Below are 15,397 nucleotides of genomic sequence, written 5' to 3'. Positions count from 1 at the left end.
TTCGGGGTGGGGAATCAGTTCGGGTCCGCGGTGAGCGCCCGCCAGGCGGCGCGCAGGTCCGCACCGCGCCCGGCCAACCAGGCCCACAGCAGCGCGACGACGGCCAGCAGCAGGCTCAGCAGCCAGAGGATCTGCTCCGTCTCCGCCCCGCCCAGCAGGATGTCGCGCATGGTGAAGCCGGTGAGGAAGGTCCACAGTGTCGCCACGATGGGCAGCGTCCCCGCGACCAGCTGCGGGCGCCACGCCGCGAAGAACAGGCCCACGCCGACGGCCAGGCGCAGCGCCGCCGTCTCGATCATCAGCGCCGCCGTCTCCGGTTGCGCGGTGGGGTCCAGCACCATGCCGTCCGAGGAGACCGGAACCATGCCACCGGCGTCCGAGACGATGAGGGCGGCCCAGACCACCATGACGACGCCGAGGACGCCGAGCAGGGTCCGCGACAGCGCCAGCGACGCCATGCGTCCGGCGGCCCGCCGACGCCATTCCGGTTCCACCCCCGCGATGATGACCTCGGAGAGGTCGGCGGGCGGGCTCATCCCGTGGCGGGGGCTGTCGACCACCGACAGTCGCCGCGACAGCGTCACCGACTTCTCCCAGAACGCCCGGCACTCCCCGCACCCGGCGACGTGGGCGTCGATGACGTCATCGTCGACGTCAGCCGGCTCGCCGTCCAGGCGCGCCGAGAGCGCCGCCTGGACCTCCTCGTGATCAACCATTCTGCAGCACCCCGTCCAGGCTGGCCCGGCCGGAGCCGAAGACGATGACCACCAGCAGCGCCACCGCCAGCAGCAGCGTCAGCTCGATGCCGCCGTCCGCGACGAAGAAGCCGTGATCGAGGTGGACGAAGTAGAGGGCCGCGAGCACGAGGAGGAGCAGCACGGCCGCCACGGCCGTCGTCAGCAGGCCGATGGCCAGCATGGCCCCGCCGAGGATCTCCACGATCACGGTGATCCACGCCGACAGCTTGGCCTGCGGGACCTCCCACGCGGAGAACTGGCCGATGGTGTCGTCCATGCCCGCGATGAACAGCCGGTCGTATCCGTGGGCGATGAACACCACTCCGAGCGCCAGGCGCAGCAGCAACAGCGTCGCATCGCGAACCACGGGTCTATCCATGCCGATTAGACTACAACACGATCCCGGCGCCGTTCGGGCATCCACCACGACACCGGAAGGCCGCCCCATGGAAAGTCTCCGTTCCCGCCGACTCGACACCCCGATCGGCGGACTCACCCTCTTCAGCACCGACGAGGGCCTGGTCCATATCGCCTTCGAGGGCGATCAGGGCGCCGAGCATTCCCGGCTTCGCGAGGCCGCCGTCGAGGATCCCGCCTCCTCCCCCGAGGCCGCCCGCCAGCTCAGCGAATTCTTCGCCGGCGCCCGCACCCGCTTCGACCTGCCCCTCGCCGTCACGGGGGAGACCTTCACCCGCCGGGCACAACGCGCGCTGGGTGAGATCCCCTTCGGCACGACCGTCACCTACGTGGAACTGGCGGAGATGGCCGGCAACTCCCTGGCGGTCCGGGCCGCCGGCAGCGCCTGCGCCCGCAATCCCCTGCCCATCGTCTGGGCCTGCCACCGCGTCATCCGCACCGACGGCACCTGGGGCAACTACCGGGGCGGTGAACGGGCCAAGGCCTGGCTGCTCAACTTTGAGGCCGGGAACTTCGACGAGCCCGCGGAAGTCTAAGTGGGTATGACACAGACGATGACGGAGAACGGACTGATCCTCGGCGAGGACGGGCGCGCCCGGCCCGCGTGGGCGTCGACAAGCCCGCTGCTGCGCGAGTACTACGACACCGAGTGGGGCATGCCGGTGCGCGATGAAACCGGGCTATATGAGCGCCTGACGCTGGAGGCCTTCCAGTCGGGCCTGAGCTGGGAGACCGTGCTGCGGAAACGGGAGGCCTTTCGACGCGCCTTCCACGACTTCGATCCCGACCGCGTAGCCCGCTTCGCCGAAACGGATGTGGCCCGGCTGCTCGACGACGCCACGATCATCCGCAACCGCCGCAAGATCGCCGCGGCAATCACCAACGCCCGGGCCACGGTCGAGCTGCGTGGGAAGGGCGGGTTGGCCGACTTCATCTGGGCCTTCCAGCCGGAGACGACGCCGGCCCCCGAAACCTGGGCGGACATCCGCTCCACGTCCCCGGAGTCGGTCGCGCTGGCCAAGGCGCTGAAGAAGGAGGGTTTCGTCTTCGTGGGGCCGACGACCATGTACGCGCTGATGCAGGCGATCGGCATGGTCGACGACCACCTGGTCGGCTCCTGGCGGCGCGGATCCTCCGGGGTGTGGGCCTAGGTGTTCTCCGCCTGCAGCCAGTCCCCGAGGGCGTCGACGGCGGACTGCCAGTCGTCGACGTGGACCAGTGGCGAGGGGTGCTCCTCCCCCGCCCCGGTGCGCTGCAGCTCCATCCGCCCGCCGTTGTAGACCGCGCACAGTGCACGGGTGCCGGCGGCGTCGGCCCAGTGGAAGTCGATGGTCACCGGGTCGGCGTCGTCGATGAGCACGACCGGCGGGAGCAACCCCCGCGCCCGGGCGCCGGTGAGCAGACGGACGCACTCCGTGACCGTGTGCTCGTCATAGGGAATGAGAAACTCGTTGGCGTTGGTCCGCAGAATCTGCTGGGTCAGGGAAGCCATCGCCGGGGTGTAGGGGTCGTCCTCGGGGAGCTCGGGGTGGGCGTCATTGATCGGGTTCATCGGGTCTCCGTTTCCTTCTTCTCCCGGGACGCGGCGATTTCCGCGTCCTCCTCGGCGATCATGTCCTCCAGGCCCTCATCGGTCTCACCGTGGGCGGCCTCCCAGACCTCTTTGGCGGCACTGACATTGATGAAGATCAGGATAAGCCCGACCACGATGTCGAACCACGGGCTCGCCCAAACCAGGGTGGCCAGGCCGGTGAGGATGATCAGCAGTGAGGCGACGGAGTCGTTGCGAGCGCTGAGCCACGCGGCTCGAACCAGGTTGCCATGTCCCCGGTGCCGCCGCGCCAGCAGCACGGCGCACAGGAGATTGACCAGCAGTGAGCCGATCGCCGTGAGGGTGAGAACATTGCCGTCGGGTGCGACGGGGTCGAGAATCTTCAGCACCACCGTCCAGGCCGCGGCGACGCCCGGAATGAGGATGATGACGGCCAAAACCCGGCCGACCCAGCCGCGCCGACGGGCGCTCCAGCCTATGGCGATGACGACCAGCAGATTGATGAGGGTGTCCTCGAGGAAGTCCACGCTGTCGGCGAACAGCGACACCGAGCCGATGACGCCGGCGACGACGGCCTCGACGAGGAAGTACGCGAAGTTCAACCCCGCAATGAGCAGGAGGAGGCGGCGAAGTGCGGTCACGGGGTGCCACGATACCCCGGCCCCGGAGGGGAACGCCGATGGGCCACGGCATAACTGAACGGTTATGCCGTGGCCAATCGAATCTGTGGAGCATAGGGGAATCGAACCCCTGACCTTCGCATTGCGAACGCGACGCTCTACCAACTGAGCTAATGCCCCGGGAGGCGGTGCATGACCCCGCCTGAGCACAGGCTACTCCCGGATGCGCCCCCAGTAAAAACGCCTGCTAGCTGACCCGCAGGGAGCCCTTGCCGGTGGTGCGTGGCTGCGGGTTGAGGGGACGGTCATAATCCTCGACCGTCGGCAGATAGTCGAAGTCCGGGGACTCGTCGTCGAGTTCCATGACCACCGCGCCGGGGCGGCGCAGCTGCTGCGGAATATGGAGCTCCTCGGCGGCGGTCGAGCGCACGCCCAGCCGGGCGCGGCGCAAGTGGCGGATACGACGGGCCCGCAGCGCCTGCTCCTCTCGGACCTGCTGGCGCAGCGCGAAAAGGTAGAGCACGGTGAGACCGCCGGCCAACGCAGCCAGCAGCCAACTCCACCCACCGACGACGATGCCGAGGGCCACGGCCAGGACCACGGCGATCGCCAGGCCCAGGAGGGTGCGCTGGCGGCGCTGGTAGCGGGTCGTCGAGTAGGTGCGGTCGCGCTCCGGGTCCCAGCCGCCGCGGCCGGAACGGCTCTTCGCCCAGGCGATCTCCTCCTCGGTCAGTTCGGACTCGGTCGACTCCCTGACACTTGACTCCCCGGCATCGCCGGCGGGGCTGCGGCCGGACCGGCGACCGGAGCCCGCGGCCCGTCCGTCCTCGTCGGCTTCGTCGGCCTCGTCCTCCCCGACGACGGCCAGGCTCGGCGTCCCGCGGTAGAGGAGATCCTCCGGGGCGAGGTAGGCGTCGTCCACGTCGTAGGCGTCCTCGGCGTCGTCCGCCCGGGCGCCGGCGGCGCTGAATTCAACGATCTCCGCCCCAGCGTCGTCCCGGGTGGCCATGAGCACGCTGGCGGCGGTGGATCCTGCCGAGTCGGCGGCGAGGATTCCCCGGGCGGATCCCTCGGTGAGCTCGCCCGCCACCACATCACCGTCGACGACGGTCTCCCGGGCCGGTCGAGGCTCGTCGATGAGGAGGTCGTCCTCGCGTTCGTTCTCCTCCGGGCCCTCCTCCGCGGCGACGATCTCGTAGTCCGCGTCATCCTCCGCCCGTCGGCGGCGGACGTCCCCCGCCCGGAGCCGGGGCTGCGGGCGGGCCGGGACCTCGCCGGAGTCGCCCGAGTAGACGACCCGGGTGTCCTCGAAGGCCTCCCCCGCCTTGCTCATGGGCTTTTGTCCACGCAGCAGCAGCGGGGCGAGCACGAACAGCCACACCACGATGATGAGCAGAATCATCAATCCACCGGACATCCGCTTGTCTTCCTTTCTCTGGCCTGTTCTCCGGCCACTACTTTGCGGCCGTTGCTGGCGCATCACATCTGGACGGTGCGCGCTGGCCCTGCGCTTTCACACGATCCACCGGGCGTTCGGTGGCCAGCCTACCCAGCCCGGCCCGCCCGTGGAGGCAGAAACACCGCGACCCCCGCCGAATGGCTATTTGATTCGACCGTCCCGGCGGAGCCGGAGGACGCAGGACTCGCGGAAATCCTCGACGTTCTGCGCGACGAAGTGGTGATCCTGCCAATGTCCGTCGATGTGCAGGTTTCGGCGCAGGTACCCCTCCTCGCGGTAGCCGGTGGCGGTGAGCACCTTCCCGGACGCCGGATTGCGGGGAAGGTAGGTCGCCGTCACCCGGTGCAGCCCGATGCGGGAGAAGGCGTGGTCGGTGCCCAGCGCGCACGCGGCCGTGGCCACGCCGCGGCCCATGTGGGCGGAGAAGACCCAGTAGCCGATCCACGCCTCCGAGACCCGGCCATGCTGGATGTTGCCGATGGTGACCTGGCCGGCGAATTTCCCGTCGACCTCGATGACCAGCGGCACGACGGCGCCGGCATTGGCCTGGGTCCGCAGGTGGGCGAAGTAGGAACGCCAGGACGCCTCGTCGTGGGAGGCCTCCCAGGTGTCCCAGGGGGTGGGCTCGACGGGGCGGAGCCAGGATTCGTCGAGCAGCCTCATCTGCCGCCAGTCCTCGCCGTCCCGGCTGGTCAGCGGGCGCAGGCGGAGGCGGGAACCGTCGCGCAGCACGACCGTGGGAGTCGATTCCGCCCAGCCGGGGTGTTCGGGGTGCCGTGGGCCGGAAGCGGGGGTCTCAAAGCTCTTCCAGGCCAGCCCGAAGGGGTCCAGCATCGGTCAGGACCGCTGGGCCAGGAAGAGGACGTCGACGACGTCGCCGGGGCGCAGGTCCGTGACGTCCTCGGGGATGCGGATCATGGCGTTGGCCTCGGCGAGTCCCGCCAGCAGGTGCGCGGGCGCACCGGTGGCGCCCCCGAGCCCCTCGACCAGATAGTCCTGGGTCTCCGCGTCACGCATGAGGCGGGCGCGGACATAACCCCGGCGCCCGGGGACGGAGGCGACGTGGTTGAGGGAGCGCGCCCTGACGACGCGGCGGTTGACGTTGCGCTTGCCCAGGGACAGGCGGATGAGCGGGCGGACGAACACCTCGAAGGCCACCAGCGCGGACACCGGGTTGCTCGGCAGGAGGAAGACCGGGACGCGCTCGTCCCCGAGTAGCCCGAACCCCTGGACGGAGCCGGGGTGCATGGCGACGCGGGTCGTGTCGATCTGGCCGACTTCCTCAAGGACCTCCCGGATCGGGTCCGAGCCGGAGCCGCCGACGGCCCCGGAGATGATGATCACCTCGCTGCGCTGGAGCTGGGTTTCGATCTGCTCGCGCAGGCGGCGCGGTTCCCCGGTGACGATGCCGACCCGGGTGGCGTCGGCTCCGGCCTCCTTCGCGGCCGCCGCCAGGGCGTAGGAGGTGACGTCGATGACCTGGCCGAGTCCCGGCTCCCGGTCGACGTCGACGAGCTGGGCGCCGAAGCTGAACACGGACACGCGCGGGCGCGGGTAGACCAGCACCTTGGACCGGCCGGAGGCCGCGAGCAGGCCGATCTGGGCGGGGCCGAGCACGCTGCCGGCGGAGACGGCCACATCGCCCGGCTGGATGTCGTCGCCCTCCCGGCGGACGAAGTCACCGGATCGGACCGGGCGGCGGGCGGTGACCCGTTTGCGTCCGCGGTCGGACCAGTCGAGGGGAAGGACGGCGTCGGCGAGCGCGGGCAGCGGTGCGCCGGTGTGGACGCGGACGGCCTGCTTGGGCTGGAGACGCAGCGGCTGGCGGGAGCCGGCCGGAACCTCGCCGACGACGGGCAGCGAGGAGGCTGACTGCGGGACCGGCGGCACGTTCTCTGGGTTCTCCGGGTCGTGCACACGGGCGGAGAGGGCCCGCTCGCCGCCGACGTCCACGGCTCGCACCGCGTATCCGTCGATGGCCGCCTGGGGGAAGCCCGGCAGGGCGCGCTCCGCCTTGACCTCTTCGGCGCTCATGAGGCCGAGGGCGTCGGTGATCGAAATCCGCACCGGCTCAGGGGTCATCGCCGCGTCGGTGACGATCGCCAACTGCTCTTCGACGGAACGCACGTGGTCAGCCTCCTGAATGACTGCGTGGCCGGAGCACGCGTGAGTGGCCGGCCACCCGGAAAATGTGGGACGTGTGGGGTTGCTGGGACGAGCCTACCGCGTGAGAGGCGTGCGGCGGGCCGCCAGCGGCGAAGACCTACTCCGCGTCCAGCCCCTGCTCGGCCTCGTAGTCGGCGAGGATGCTCTTGACCGCCCGGTAGACCGACGGCCCGTACTTCGGGTGCTGCAGACCAAAATCCACGTTCGCCGGAATATAACCGGCCGGGTTACCCAGATCATGACGCGCCCCCTGATGCACCACCACATGCACCGGGTGACCCTCCCGGATCATCAGCTCGATCGCGTCGGTCAGCTGCAGCTCCCCGCCCTTGCCCGGCGTGATCCGGCGCAGCGCGTCAAACACGGCCCGATCCAGCAGGTAGCGTCCCGCCGCGGCCAGCGTCGAGGGAGCGTCCTCCTGCTCCGGCTTCTCCACCATGCCCCGCACACGCTTGACTCGGTCCCCCGGCAGCCCCGGGGTCTCGGCGATCTCCTCGACGTCGAAGACCCCGTAATTGCACACCTCATCCGGCTGCACCTGGAAGGCGCACAGCACCGAACCACCGAGCTCGGCGCGCACCTTCGCCATCTTCGCCAGGATCGACAACTCACCCGGGTTCTGCAGCACCAGATCATCCGGCAGCATGACCGCGAAGCAGTCCTCCTCCGCATCCAGCACCGACTCCGCCAGCCCCACGGCATGGCCCAGGCCCAGCGGCTTGTCCTGCTCCACCGCCACCGGGTGAATCAGCCCGGCCGCGCGCTGGACCTTCGCGACCTGCTCGTCCTTGCCCCGCGAGGCCAGCATCTCCACCAGCTCCGGGTACTCGCCGAAGTGGGCCATCACCTCCTGCTTGTTCGGGGCGGTGATCACCGCCAGCCGGGTGGCCCCGAGCGCGGAGGCCTCCTCGGCGATCAGCTCGATACCCGGGGTATCGACGACCGGCAGCAATTCCTTCGGGACCGTCTTCGTCGCCGGCAGGAACCGGGTACCCATCCCCGCAGCCGGGACAACGACAGTCTTTACCCCGTTCGGGGAAACGGCATTCGAGTCAACCATAGACAGCACCCTACCTTGACGGCTCCGACAAAGACCGCAGGGGCCTGCCGGTGGCGACAGGCGTCACATGCCCCGGGTCCCGATCTATGCTGTCCCCATGACCTCCGAATCCCACCGTGACCTCCCGGAAATCAAGCGTGGCCTGCGTCGTACGCTCGTCGACGCCCGCACCTCCCTCAGCGCCGAGGAACTCGCCGCCCGGTCCGCGGCCCTGACCGCCAACGTCCTCCGGGTCGTCACCCCCGGCAGCACCGTCGCCGCCTACCACCCGCTGGGCACCGAACCCGGCGTCGGCACGCTTCTCGAGGCGCTGCGCACCGTCGCCGACACCATCTGGCTGCCGATTTCCGGTCCCGACAATGAACTGCTGTGGGCCGTCGACGCGGGCGACGAGGACACCGCCGCCGGGCAGCTCGGCGTGCGTGAACCGACCGGGCAACGGTATAACTGGCACGCGCTGACCGAATGCGACCTGGTGCTGGTGCCGGCGCTCGGGGTGAACCCGGCGGGGGTGCGCATCGGCAAGGGCGCCGGCTACTACGACCGCGCGCTCGCCCATCTCTACACCCGCGCGGAGCGCCCCCGGGTGGCGGTGCTGCTCTTCGACGGTGAAATCCGCGCGGACATTCCGGCCGAGGCCCACGACATGCCCGTCGACCTCATCATCACCGACGCGGGGATCACCGCGCCGAGAAACGACGGCTGAGCGGGAACCCGGCGGCGCCCGGCCCAGTCCAACTAGGTATGACCCTCACTTTCCTGCGCCGCGGCCCCGGGTCGTCGGTTCTGCCCGTCTGGACGCGCCCGGCCGGTCCTGGCCACCACCGCTCCGTGGCCCTGCGCCGGGCCGCATCCCTGGCGCTGCTCGCCGCCGCGCTGCTAGTCGCGGTCACCGGGGCCCGCGACCGGGGCCCGAGCGTGCTCGTCTTCGCCGAGGACCTTGAGGCCGGCCAGATCCTCGGGCCGGAGCACCTGGATACCGTCACGTTCCCGGAGGCCCTGGCCCCGTCGGCGGCACTGTCCGCCGCGGACGAGGCCGTGGGCCTGGCCATCACTGCCGCAGCCACCGCGGGAGAGCCCGTCACCGGCGCCCGGCTTCTCGACGCCCGCCTGGTCGAGGCGCTCGCCGGCCCGGATGCCACCCTGGTCCCGGTGACGCTGGCTGACTCCGAAGTCACCGCGCTGCTCACCCACGGGGACACCGTCTCAATCGTCACGGTCTCGGATGATCCGGGCGCCAGCGGACCCCGGGTGGTCGCGGAGGGCGCCCGCGTCGTCGCCGCCGGGGAACAGTCGACGGGCAGCCCCGACACCGTTCTGGTGGCGCTCGATGCGGAGTCCGGGCTCGTGGTCGCCGCCGCCTCCCTGTCCCATCCGCTGGCCGTGGTGTTGACCAGGGCACCGCTTCCTTAAAGATTCATATGGCCACGCCCAGTGTTCTTGGGTAAATTCGCTACCGGACCTCGAGACAGGCCAAGTTCCTCCCCCGCCTTGTCCCCCATACGTCATAGGAGTTGTCTTCATGCTGCAGGGATTCAAAGAATTCATCATGCGTGGCAATGTCATCGATCTGGCCGTCGGCGTTGTCATCGGCGCTGCGTTCACCGGCATCGTCACCGCCTTCACCAATGCACTCATCAATCCCCTCGTCGCGGTCTTCGGCGGCTCCGAGATCAACGGCTTCGGTATCCAGCTGGTCGAGGGCAACGAGGCCACCTTCATGGACTTCGGCGCCGTCATCTCGGCCATCATCAATTTCCTGATCATCGCCGCGGTCGTGTACTTCGCGCTCGTGCTGCCGATGAACAAGCTGGATGAGGCGCAGAAGCGCCGCAAAGGCATCGACCCGGAGGAGGTGGATCCGACCGAGGTCGAGCTGCTCGCCGAGATCCGCGATCTGATGAGCTCCCAGGCCACGGCCGCTCCGAACGACGGCAGCACCAAGCTCTAACCCCCGACGAACGACGTCCCCGCCCCCTCCTTCTGGAAGGGGGCGGGGACGTCGTTCTCTCGGCGGGCGCTAACCGCCGTGGTGGGGCGGGCGCTGCTCTGCGAGGAACTCCTCCGCCGACTGCTCGGCCGCGTCTTCGGCGTCGGGTTCGCCGTCGAGCTCGACGTGTCTTTCCCCGTCGCGCGACTCCGCCTCACCGAATTCGTGGTGGGGGCTGTCCATGGTGCGGTCGATGTGCTCGGCATCGCTGTGCCGCACCACGCGCCGGCGCCGGGAGCGCTGCTCCTTGCCCGACATCAGAACTCGTCCACCGAGTGCGTGTTGAGCTGGTCGATGAGGTACATCACCAGCGGGGGAAGCGTCGACAAGCCGTCCTCGATGGCCTCCCGGGAGCCCGCCAGATTGACGACGACCGTGGACCCGGACAGCCCCGCAACGCCACGGGAGACCATCGCGTCGATCGCCCCCGCCTCCCGGGCGGAGGCCCGCAGTGCCTGGGCGATGCCCGGAAGTTCCTGGTCCAGCACCACGGCGGTGGCCTCGGGGGTCTTGTCCCGGGGGCGCACTCCGGTGCCGCCGACGGTCAGCAGCAGGTCCACGCCGCCGACGACGGCGGTCTCGATGGCCTTCCGGATCTGGTTCTTCTTGTTCTTCACGGTGACGCAGGCGTCCACCTGGAAACCGGCCGCCACCAGTAGTTCCGTGGCGACCCGGTCGATGTCATCGCCGTCGGGGACGTGGTCCCGGACCAGGACGAGAAGCGCGCGACGCCGGGCCGGCGCCACGTCCGCCTCGCGTTCGGCGGCGAGAAGGAGATCATCATCGGGTTCAACGAGATCAAGGAGATCGGTGTTGCGGTTCTCGGGGACGACGGTCTCCTCAAGCGGGCGGTTCATGGGTGGCTCCTGCTGCTTCGTATGCGGTGTTCGGGGGTGTGACCGGGGGCTTCGATACTCCTGGCACCGCTATTCTTCGCTCAACGTTACATCGACGGACCGGGTTTCGTCCCGCTCGGGGTTGTAGACCTCCAGGGTCACCGTCTCGCCGAAGTCCTGCGAGCGCACGGCGGCGATCAATGCGTCGGCGGTATCGATCGCGCGGTCGTCGATGCGCCGGATGACTTCCCCCGGCTCAATCCCGGCCTGTGCGGCCGGGCCGTCCGGCATGACCTCGTTGACCTGGGCCCCGCGAGCCTGACTGCGGATGTCGACGGTCACGCCCAGCATCGGCTGCACCGCCCTGCCGTCCTCGATCAGCTGCTGGGCGACGCGCTGGGCGAAATTCGACGGGATGGCGAAGCCCAGGCCGATGGAGCCCGAGGTCTGGCTGGCGGTGGCGATCACCGAGTTCATGCCGATGATGTGGCCGTTCATGTCCACCAGCGGGCCGCCCGAGTTGCCGGGGTTGATGGCGGCGTCGGTCTGGATGCCGTCGATGAGCGAGGACTCGCCACCGTCCTGGGTCGCCCGGACCGGACGGTTGAGGGCCGAGACGATTCCGCTGGTCACGGTCCCTGACAGCCCCAGCGGGGCGCCGACCGCGACGACCTCCTGGCCCACGTTGAGCTGCGAGGAGTCGCCGAACTGGATGGTCGGCAGGCCCTGCTGGTCGCGGATCTTGATGACGCCGATGTCGGTGGCCGGATCAGAGGCGACGAGATCGGCTGGAATCTGGCGTCCGTCGTGGAGCGTGACCTGGATGGTCCCGTTCTCGCCGGCGGCGCCCACCACGTGGTGGTTGGTCAGGACATAACCGTCCTGGGAGATGATCGAACCCGACCCCTCACCGGCGCTGCCTGGGGTGACGACCTGAATGGACACCACCGCGGGCAGGACGGTGGAGGCGACGTGCTCGACGCTGCCCTCCTCCGCCGGCGGGGCGTCCGCGGACGGCGCCTCCAGTGAATTGGAGGGCCCGTCATTCGCCGCGGCGGGTGCGTCCGCCTCGCCCCCGGAGTCGGAGCCCAGGCTGCTGACGGCAACGCCGGTGACGGAGCCCGCAGCGACCGCCCCGGCGAGCATGAGGCCCAGCGCGGTGCTGAGGCCCACCTTCCGGCCGCCGGCGGTGGCGGGACCGGACGGGGCGGGGCGGTCGGCATCGTCTAGCCCGGGGTCCAGCCCGGGACCATAGACCTGCCGGGGCGCGTCCTGGCGGGGAGTCTGGCCGTAGGGCGAGGAGACGTTCTGATAATGCGGACCCTCCACGGGTCCGGGGTCAGCACCGGGACCGTGAGGGGACGAGGGGGGATCTCCGGGGATGTTCGTCATGAGTCACCATCTTAAAGATTCAACTGTCAGGGCGCTGCTGCTCCCCTGCTCCGACGAGGCACAGTTCCTGTGGAATCCCTGCATGTGGTGACCTGCCGGAATTCATCTAGGTCTGCCAGCCCGTGAACCATCGTTCTGTGAAGGCCACGCCACGCTCCTCGGAATCCGGTGCGAGGGTGGTGCGTGCGCTGTCGCCTTCCTCATCGTCGAGTGGTGCGTGCCCGGGCAGCGTGGCCCGCATCAGCGTGCCGCCGTCCGCGGATTCCTCCGCGACGATGGTGCCACCGAGCCGATCCACGACCTGCTTGACGATCGCCAGGCCCAGACCTGAACCCGGCATGGAGCGGGACTCCGTGGAACGGTAGAAGCGTTCGAACACCGCCTCACGTTCCTGCTCGGCGATGCCGGGACCGGAGTCCGCGACGCTGAGCTCAGCGGTGTCCGGGCCGATCCGGGTCAGCGCGACCCGGACGGTGCCCTGCTTGGGGGACCACTTACCGGCGTTGTCGAGCAGATTGACCATGACGCGGCCCAGCGACGCAGGATCGGCCATGACCAGCCACGGAACGGACTCCACGTCGAAGGTGACGTCCGGGCGACGGCGCTGCACCCGGTTGATGGACTGGAAGAGCACCTCCTCCACGTCAGTCTCGCTGACCTGCTGAATGGGGGTCTCCTCCCGAGCCAGATCCACCAGATCGCCGATCAGGCGGGACATCTCGTCGAGCTGGGCCCGCACGTCATTCTCCAGGTCGCGCATGTCCGACTCCGAGAGCCGGTGCTGCTCCCCCGAGTGGTTCAGCATGATCAGCAGGTCGATGTTCGTCCGGATGGAGGTCAGCGGGGTCTTGAGCTCGTGGCCCGCGTCGGCGACGAGCTGCGTCTGGCGGTTTCGGGAATCCTGGAGCGCGGCCAGCATCGCGTTGAAGGACCTCGTCAGCTGGGCCAGCTCGTCGTTGCCGACCACCTGAATCGGACGGAGGTCATCCGTCCGGGTCACGTACTCGACGGCCCGCTGCACCCGCGACAACGGCCGCAGTCCCGCGGTGGCGACGACCATGCCGGCCGCGATCGACAGCAGGACGCCCAAGGCCGTGATCACCAGCAGGACGGCGCCGAGAGCCGCGATCAACTGGTGCGTGGCGTCCATGTTCTGCGCCAGCACGACCGTGACCCCTTCCGCGCGCTGCGTCAGAATGCGCTCGTGCCCCACCGTGCGGGCCGACGTCTGGGCGCCGCCCTCAGCCCCCTCGGCACCGTCGGTGCCCTGGGCAGCCTCCGCACCACCGCCCTCGGCGACGTCTCCCGCGGGAATGTTGTCCCCCGCGACGTAGGCGTTCTGCGGGGTGGCGATCGACACGCGGATGTCCGGGTTGTAGCGCTTGAAGTTGGCGATCTCCTCGTCCACCGACAGGAAGAACTCGGGATCGGCGGCGCGCTCGATGAACGGGTCCGCCTTGACGTCGAGGTTGTGGTCGACGGCGGCGGTCACCGAAGCCGAAATGGTCCAGTAGGTCACGACGGTCATCGCCCCCACCGCCACGGCCACGACCATCGCCGTCAGCATTGCCAGGCGCCACCGCAGTGGGGCTTGGGCGCCGGCGGAGGCCGCGGATGAACCCTGCGTCCCGTCGTCGAGAGCCGCCCCCTCAGCGCCGGCGGCCACCGGCTCGCTGCTGCCCCCGGGAATCTCCGGGTGCGGGATTGGCTTGCGAAGCATTAGGGGGCGGTCTCCCGCAGGACGTATCCGACGCCGCGGACCGTGTGGATGAGCCTGGGCTCACCGCCGGCCTCGGTCTTGCGGCGCAGGTAGCCGATGTAGACCTCGAGAGCGTTGCCGGAGGTCGGGAAGTCGTAGCCCCAGACTTCCTCGAGGATGGTCTGGCGAGCCAGCACCACCCGCGGGTTCTGCATGAGCAGCTGCAGCAGGGCGAACTCCGTGCGGGTCAGCGAGATCGATCGCTCGCCCCGGCGCACGTCGCGCGTCTGCGGATTCATCGTCAGGTCCTCGAAGACCAGCTCCGTGGGCTCCACGGGGGAGGTCGTCGCCTCCTGCGCCGCCCGGCGCAGGAGGGAGCGGACGCGGGCGAGCAGCTCCTCCAGGGCGAAAGGCTTCGGCAGGTAATCGTCCGCACCGGCGTCCAGCCCGGCGACGCGATCGGCGACGCCGTCACGAGCGGTCAGCATGAGGACCGGCCGGTCGTAGCCTGTGCTGCGCAGGGTGCGGCACACCTCGAGGCCGTCCATCTGGGGCATCATCACGTCGAGGATGACCAGGTCGGGCTGTTCCCTCTGGATCTTCTCCAGGCCTTCGGCCCCATCTTCGGCGAGCGACACGTCGTACCCGTTGAAGGCCAGCGAGCGGCGCAGAGATTCCCGCACCGCCTGCTCATCATCGACGACAAGAATTTTCATAAACCTCATTATGTCCCATCAGTTAAGGATCTTCCCTACCGCCACCCGCTTGGGCGGCCTGAGAATGTTGTCCCGGGAAAATGTCATTCGCCACCGAGATTTCTCAACGGTGGCGAATGACGGGGTGTCTACCCGTTAAGCTGGTCCTGGGAAAAGATCCTAGAACTGCTCGACGTCGACGAGACCGAGCTTGGCGGCCTTGACCAGACGACGCGGGATGCGCACCGTCTGACCGTCGATGGTGACCTCCTGGAGGGCGACGTTGTCGGCCTTCCACTGGGAGCGACGCATGCGGGTGTTCGCACGAGACATCTTGAACTTGGGAGTTGCCATGGTGTTTTCCCTCCTTACCTAGTTGTTTTCGGTCTTCTTCTTGCGACGGGCCATCGCACCGAAGCGCTTGTTGAACTTCTCGACGCGGCCTGCGGTGTCCATGACGCGCTGAGCGCCAGTCCAGAACGGGTGGGACTCGCTGGTGACGTCGACGACGATCAGCGGGTACTCTGCACCCTCGAACTCGACCGTGCGGTCAGAGGTGGCGGTGGAACGGGTCAGGAACTGGAAGCCGGTGCCGGCGTCCTGGAAAACCACCGGGTGGTAATCCGGATGGATGTCACTTCTCATTATTAATCGTTTCCCTCAGGATGGAACATCAGGTCGCTTCCGGGCGAGCTGGACGAGAATTGTCCGGCCCGGATCGTGCCTGAGTTGGGTTCGATGTACTGTCAACTGCGGACTGCGCTTCGTCAGCGA

At 69.0% G+C, this 15,397-nt stretch carries 20 protein-coding genes and 1 tRNA gene; 5 read left to right on the top strand and 16 right to left on the bottom strand.

What is annotated here, in order from left to right; translation table 11 throughout:
* Positions 1 to 14: 14 nt before the first annotated feature.
* Positions 15 to 716, bottom strand: a complete 702-nt coding sequence (locus tag CGUA_RS04210; protein WP_290197841.1) for a zf-HC2 domain-containing protein — start codon at positions 714 to 716, stop codon at positions 15 to 17.
* On the bottom strand, positions 709 to 1,116 hold the full coding sequence (locus CGUA_RS04205; protein WP_290197840.1) for a DoxX family protein: 408 nt from the start codon (positions 1,114 to 1,116) through the stop codon (positions 709 to 711). Before CGUA_RS04205 ends, CGUA_RS04210 begins: the two co-directional genes overlap by 8 nt.
* Before the next feature lie 67 nt (positions 1,117 to 1,183).
* Between CGUA_RS04205 and CGUA_RS04200 the strand changes: the two genes are divergently transcribed.
* Together CGUA_RS04200 and CGUA_RS04195 are read left to right on the top strand one after the other, a co-directional pair.
* On the top strand, positions 1,184 to 1,690 hold the full coding sequence (locus tag CGUA_RS04200) for a methylated-DNA--[protein]-cysteine S-methyltransferase (RefSeq protein ID WP_290197839.1): 507 nt from the start codon (positions 1,184 to 1,186) through the stop codon (positions 1,688 to 1,690).
* A gap of 6 nt (positions 1,691 to 1,696) precedes the next feature.
* A complete protein-coding gene (locus CGUA_RS04195; protein WP_290197838.1) occupies positions 1,697 to 2,305 on the top strand; it encodes a DNA-3-methyladenine glycosylase I in 609 nt (202 codons plus the stop codon).
* Here the strand turns inward: CGUA_RS04195 and CGUA_RS04190 are convergent.
* From CGUA_RS04190 to CGUA_RS04160, 7 genes are all read right to left on the bottom strand, one after another.
* Complete coding sequence (locus CGUA_RS04190) at positions 2,302 to 2,706, bottom strand: hypothetical protein (protein ID WP_290197837.1); 405 nt, start codon at positions 2,704 to 2,706, stop codon at positions 2,302 to 2,304. The genes CGUA_RS04195 and CGUA_RS04190 overlap by 4 nt on opposite strands.
* Positions 2,703 to 3,347, bottom strand: coding sequence for a cation efflux transmembrane domain-containing protein (locus CGUA_RS04185; protein WP_290197836.1), 645 nt, complete (start codon positions 3,345 to 3,347; stop codon positions 2,703 to 2,705). Before CGUA_RS04185 ends, CGUA_RS04190 begins: the two co-directional genes overlap by 4 nt.
* A gap of 86 nt (positions 3,348 to 3,433) precedes the next feature.
* Positions 3,434 to 3,506: transfer RNA gene (locus tag CGUA_RS04180), tRNA-Ala, on the bottom strand.
* A 67-nt stretch (positions 3,507 to 3,573) separates the two neighbouring features.
* Positions 3,574 to 4,743, bottom strand: a complete 1,170-nt coding sequence (gene sepX / locus CGUA_RS04175; protein WP_290197835.1) for a divisome protein SepX/GlpR — start codon at positions 4,741 to 4,743, stop codon at positions 3,574 to 3,576.
* Positions 4,744 to 4,926: 183 nt separating this feature from the next.
* A complete protein-coding gene (locus CGUA_RS04170; protein WP_290197834.1) occupies positions 4,927 to 5,619 on the bottom strand; it encodes a GNAT family N-acetyltransferase in 693 nt (230 codons plus the stop codon).
* Positions 5,620 to 5,622: 3 nt separating this feature from the next.
* Positions 5,623 to 6,912, bottom strand: a complete 1,290-nt coding sequence (gene glp / locus CGUA_RS04165) for a molybdotransferase-like divisome protein Glp (RefSeq protein ID WP_290197833.1) — start codon at positions 6,910 to 6,912, stop codon at positions 5,623 to 5,625.
* 136 nt (positions 6,913 to 7,048) lie between these two features.
* Positions 7,049 to 8,011, bottom strand: coding sequence for a UTP--glucose-1-phosphate uridylyltransferase (locus CGUA_RS04160; RefSeq protein WP_290197832.1), 963 nt, complete (start codon positions 8,009 to 8,011; stop codon positions 7,049 to 7,051).
* A 97-nt stretch (positions 8,012 to 8,108) separates the two neighbouring features.
* On the opposite strand from CGUA_RS04160, the gene CGUA_RS04155 reads away from it, so the two are divergent.
* From CGUA_RS04155 to mscL, 3 genes are all read left to right on the top strand, one after another.
* Complete coding sequence (locus CGUA_RS04155) at positions 8,109 to 8,717, top strand: 5-formyltetrahydrofolate cyclo-ligase (protein WP_290197831.1); 609 nt, start codon at positions 8,109 to 8,111, stop codon at positions 8,715 to 8,717.
* 38 nt (positions 8,718 to 8,755) lie between these two features.
* Positions 8,756 to 9,424: an SAF domain-containing protein gene (locus CGUA_RS04150; RefSeq protein ID WP_290197830.1), complete on the top strand. Its 669-nt coding sequence runs from the start codon at positions 8,756 to 8,758 to the stop codon at positions 9,422 to 9,424.
* A gap of 109 nt (positions 9,425 to 9,533) precedes the next feature.
* Positions 9,534 to 9,962 carry a large-conductance mechanosensitive channel protein MscL gene (gene mscL / locus CGUA_RS04145; protein WP_290197829.1) on the top strand — a complete coding sequence of 143 codons (429 nt, stop codon included), beginning with the start codon at positions 9,534 to 9,536 and terminating at the stop codon, positions 9,960 to 9,962.
* A 69-nt stretch (positions 9,963 to 10,031) separates the two neighbouring features.
* Here the strand turns inward: mscL and CGUA_RS04140 are convergent, their stop codons facing one another.
* From CGUA_RS04140 to CGUA_RS04110, 7 genes are all read right to left on the bottom strand, one after another.
* Positions 10,032 to 10,259 carry a hypothetical protein gene (locus CGUA_RS04140; protein ID WP_290197828.1) on the bottom strand — a complete coding sequence of 76 codons (228 nt, stop codon included), beginning with the start codon at positions 10,257 to 10,259 and terminating at the stop codon, positions 10,032 to 10,034.
* On the bottom strand, positions 10,259 to 10,858 hold the full coding sequence (locus tag CGUA_RS04135; RefSeq protein WP_290197827.1) for a MogA/MoaB family molybdenum cofactor biosynthesis protein: 600 nt from the start codon (positions 10,856 to 10,858) through the stop codon (positions 10,259 to 10,261). The genes CGUA_RS04140 and CGUA_RS04135 overlap by 1 nt, the downstream gene beginning before the upstream one ends.
* Positions 10,859 to 10,927: 69 nt before the next feature.
* Entirely contained in the window at positions 10,928 to 12,229 is a 1,302-nt protein-coding gene (locus CGUA_RS04130) for a S1C family serine protease (protein WP_374725022.1), read from the bottom strand.
* A 106-nt stretch (positions 12,230 to 12,335) separates the two neighbouring features.
* Positions 12,336 to 13,949 carry a HAMP domain-containing sensor histidine kinase gene (locus CGUA_RS04125; RefSeq protein WP_290197826.1) on the bottom strand — a complete coding sequence of 538 codons (1,614 nt, stop codon included), beginning with the start codon at positions 13,947 to 13,949 and terminating at the stop codon, positions 12,336 to 12,338.
* Positions 13,949 to 14,644: a response regulator transcription factor gene (locus CGUA_RS04120; RefSeq protein ID WP_290197825.1), complete on the bottom strand. Its 696-nt coding sequence runs from the start codon at positions 14,642 to 14,644 to the stop codon at positions 13,949 to 13,951. Before CGUA_RS04120 ends, CGUA_RS04125 begins: the two co-directional genes overlap by 1 nt.
* Positions 14,645 to 14,803: 159 nt before the next feature.
* On the bottom strand, positions 14,804 to 14,977 hold the full coding sequence (gene rpmF / locus CGUA_RS04115; protein WP_290197824.1) for a 50S ribosomal protein L32: 174 nt from the start codon (positions 14,975 to 14,977) through the stop codon (positions 14,804 to 14,806).
* A gap of 18 nt (positions 14,978 to 14,995) precedes the next feature.
* Entirely contained in the window at positions 14,996 to 15,268 is a 273-nt protein-coding gene (locus CGUA_RS04110; protein ID WP_290197823.1) for a type B 50S ribosomal protein L31, read from the bottom strand.
* Positions 15,269 to 15,397: the final 129 nt, after the last annotated feature.

The organism is Corynebacterium guangdongense (genome assembly GCF_030408915.1).
Taxonomy (GTDB): Bacteria; Actinomycetota; Actinomycetes; order Mycobacteriales; family Mycobacteriaceae; genus Corynebacterium; species Corynebacterium guangdongense.
The sequence above is the reverse complement of the archived record's forward strand: the minus strand, read 5'-3'. Positions and strand labels throughout refer to the sequence as shown.

Bases quoted from the DNA above. Each gene is read 5' to 3' on its own strand.
- CGUA_RS04125 (WP_290197826.1), bottom strand. From the start codon at position 13,949: ATGCTTCGCAAGCCAATCCCGCACCCGGAGATTCCCGGGGGCAGCAGC.
- CGUA_RS04150 (WP_290197830.1), top strand. From the start codon at position 8,756: ATGACCCTCACTTTCCTGCGCCGCGGCCCCGGGTCGTCGGTTCTGCCC.
- CGUA_RS04200 (WP_290197839.1), top strand. From the start codon at position 1,184: ATGGAAAGTCTCCGTTCCCGCCGACTCGACACCCCGATCGGCGGACTC.
- CGUA_RS04120 (WP_290197825.1), bottom strand. From the start codon at position 14,644: ATGAAAATTCTTGTCGTCGATGATGAGCAGGCGGTGCGGGAATCTCTG.
- CGUA_RS04205 (WP_290197840.1), bottom strand. From the start codon at position 1,116: ATGGATAGACCCGTGGTTCGCGATGCGACGCTGTTGCTGCTGCGCCTG.
- CGUA_RS04130 (WP_374725022.1), bottom strand. From the start codon at position 12,229: ATGACGAACATCCCCGGAGATCCCCCCTCGTCCCCTCACGGTCCCGGT.
- mscL (WP_290197829.1), top strand. From the start codon at position 9,534: ATGCTGCAGGGATTCAAAGAATTCATCATGCGTGGCAATGTCATCGAT.
- CGUA_RS04135 (WP_290197827.1), bottom strand. From the start codon at position 10,858: ATGAACCGCCCGCTTGAGGAGACCGTCGTCCCCGAGAACCGCAACACC.
- CGUA_RS04170 (WP_290197834.1), bottom strand. From the start codon at position 5,619: ATGCTGGACCCCTTCGGGCTGGCCTGGAAGAGCTTTGAGACCCCCGCT.
- CGUA_RS04140 (WP_290197828.1), bottom strand. From the start codon at position 10,259: ATGTCGGGCAAGGAGCAGCGCTCCCGGCGCCGGCGCGTGGTGCGGCAC.
- CGUA_RS04110 (WP_290197823.1), bottom strand. From the start codon at position 15,268: ATGAGAAGTGACATCCATCCGGATTACCACCCGGTGGTTTTCCAGGAC.
- CGUA_RS04195 (WP_290197838.1), top strand. From the start codon at position 1,697: ATGACACAGACGATGACGGAGAACGGACTGATCCTCGGCGAGGACGGG.
- sepX (WP_290197835.1), bottom strand. From the start codon at position 4,743: ATGTCCGGTGGATTGATGATTCTGCTCATCATCGTGGTGTGGCTGTTC.
- rpmF (WP_290197824.1), bottom strand. From the start codon at position 14,977: ATGGCAACTCCCAAGTTCAAGATGTCTCGTGCGAACACCCGCATGCGT.
- CGUA_RS04155 (WP_290197831.1), top strand. From the start codon at position 8,109: ATGACCTCCGAATCCCACCGTGACCTCCCGGAAATCAAGCGTGGCCTG.
- CGUA_RS04160 (WP_290197832.1), bottom strand. From the start codon at position 8,011: ATGGTTGACTCGAATGCCGTTTCCCCGAACGGGGTAAAGACTGTCGTT.
- CGUA_RS04210 (WP_290197841.1), bottom strand. From the start codon at position 716: ATGGTTGATCACGAGGAGGTCCAGGCGGCGCTCTCGGCGCGCCTGGAC.
- CGUA_RS04190 (WP_290197837.1), bottom strand. From the start codon at position 2,706: ATGAACCCGATCAATGACGCCCACCCCGAGCTCCCCGAGGACGACCCC.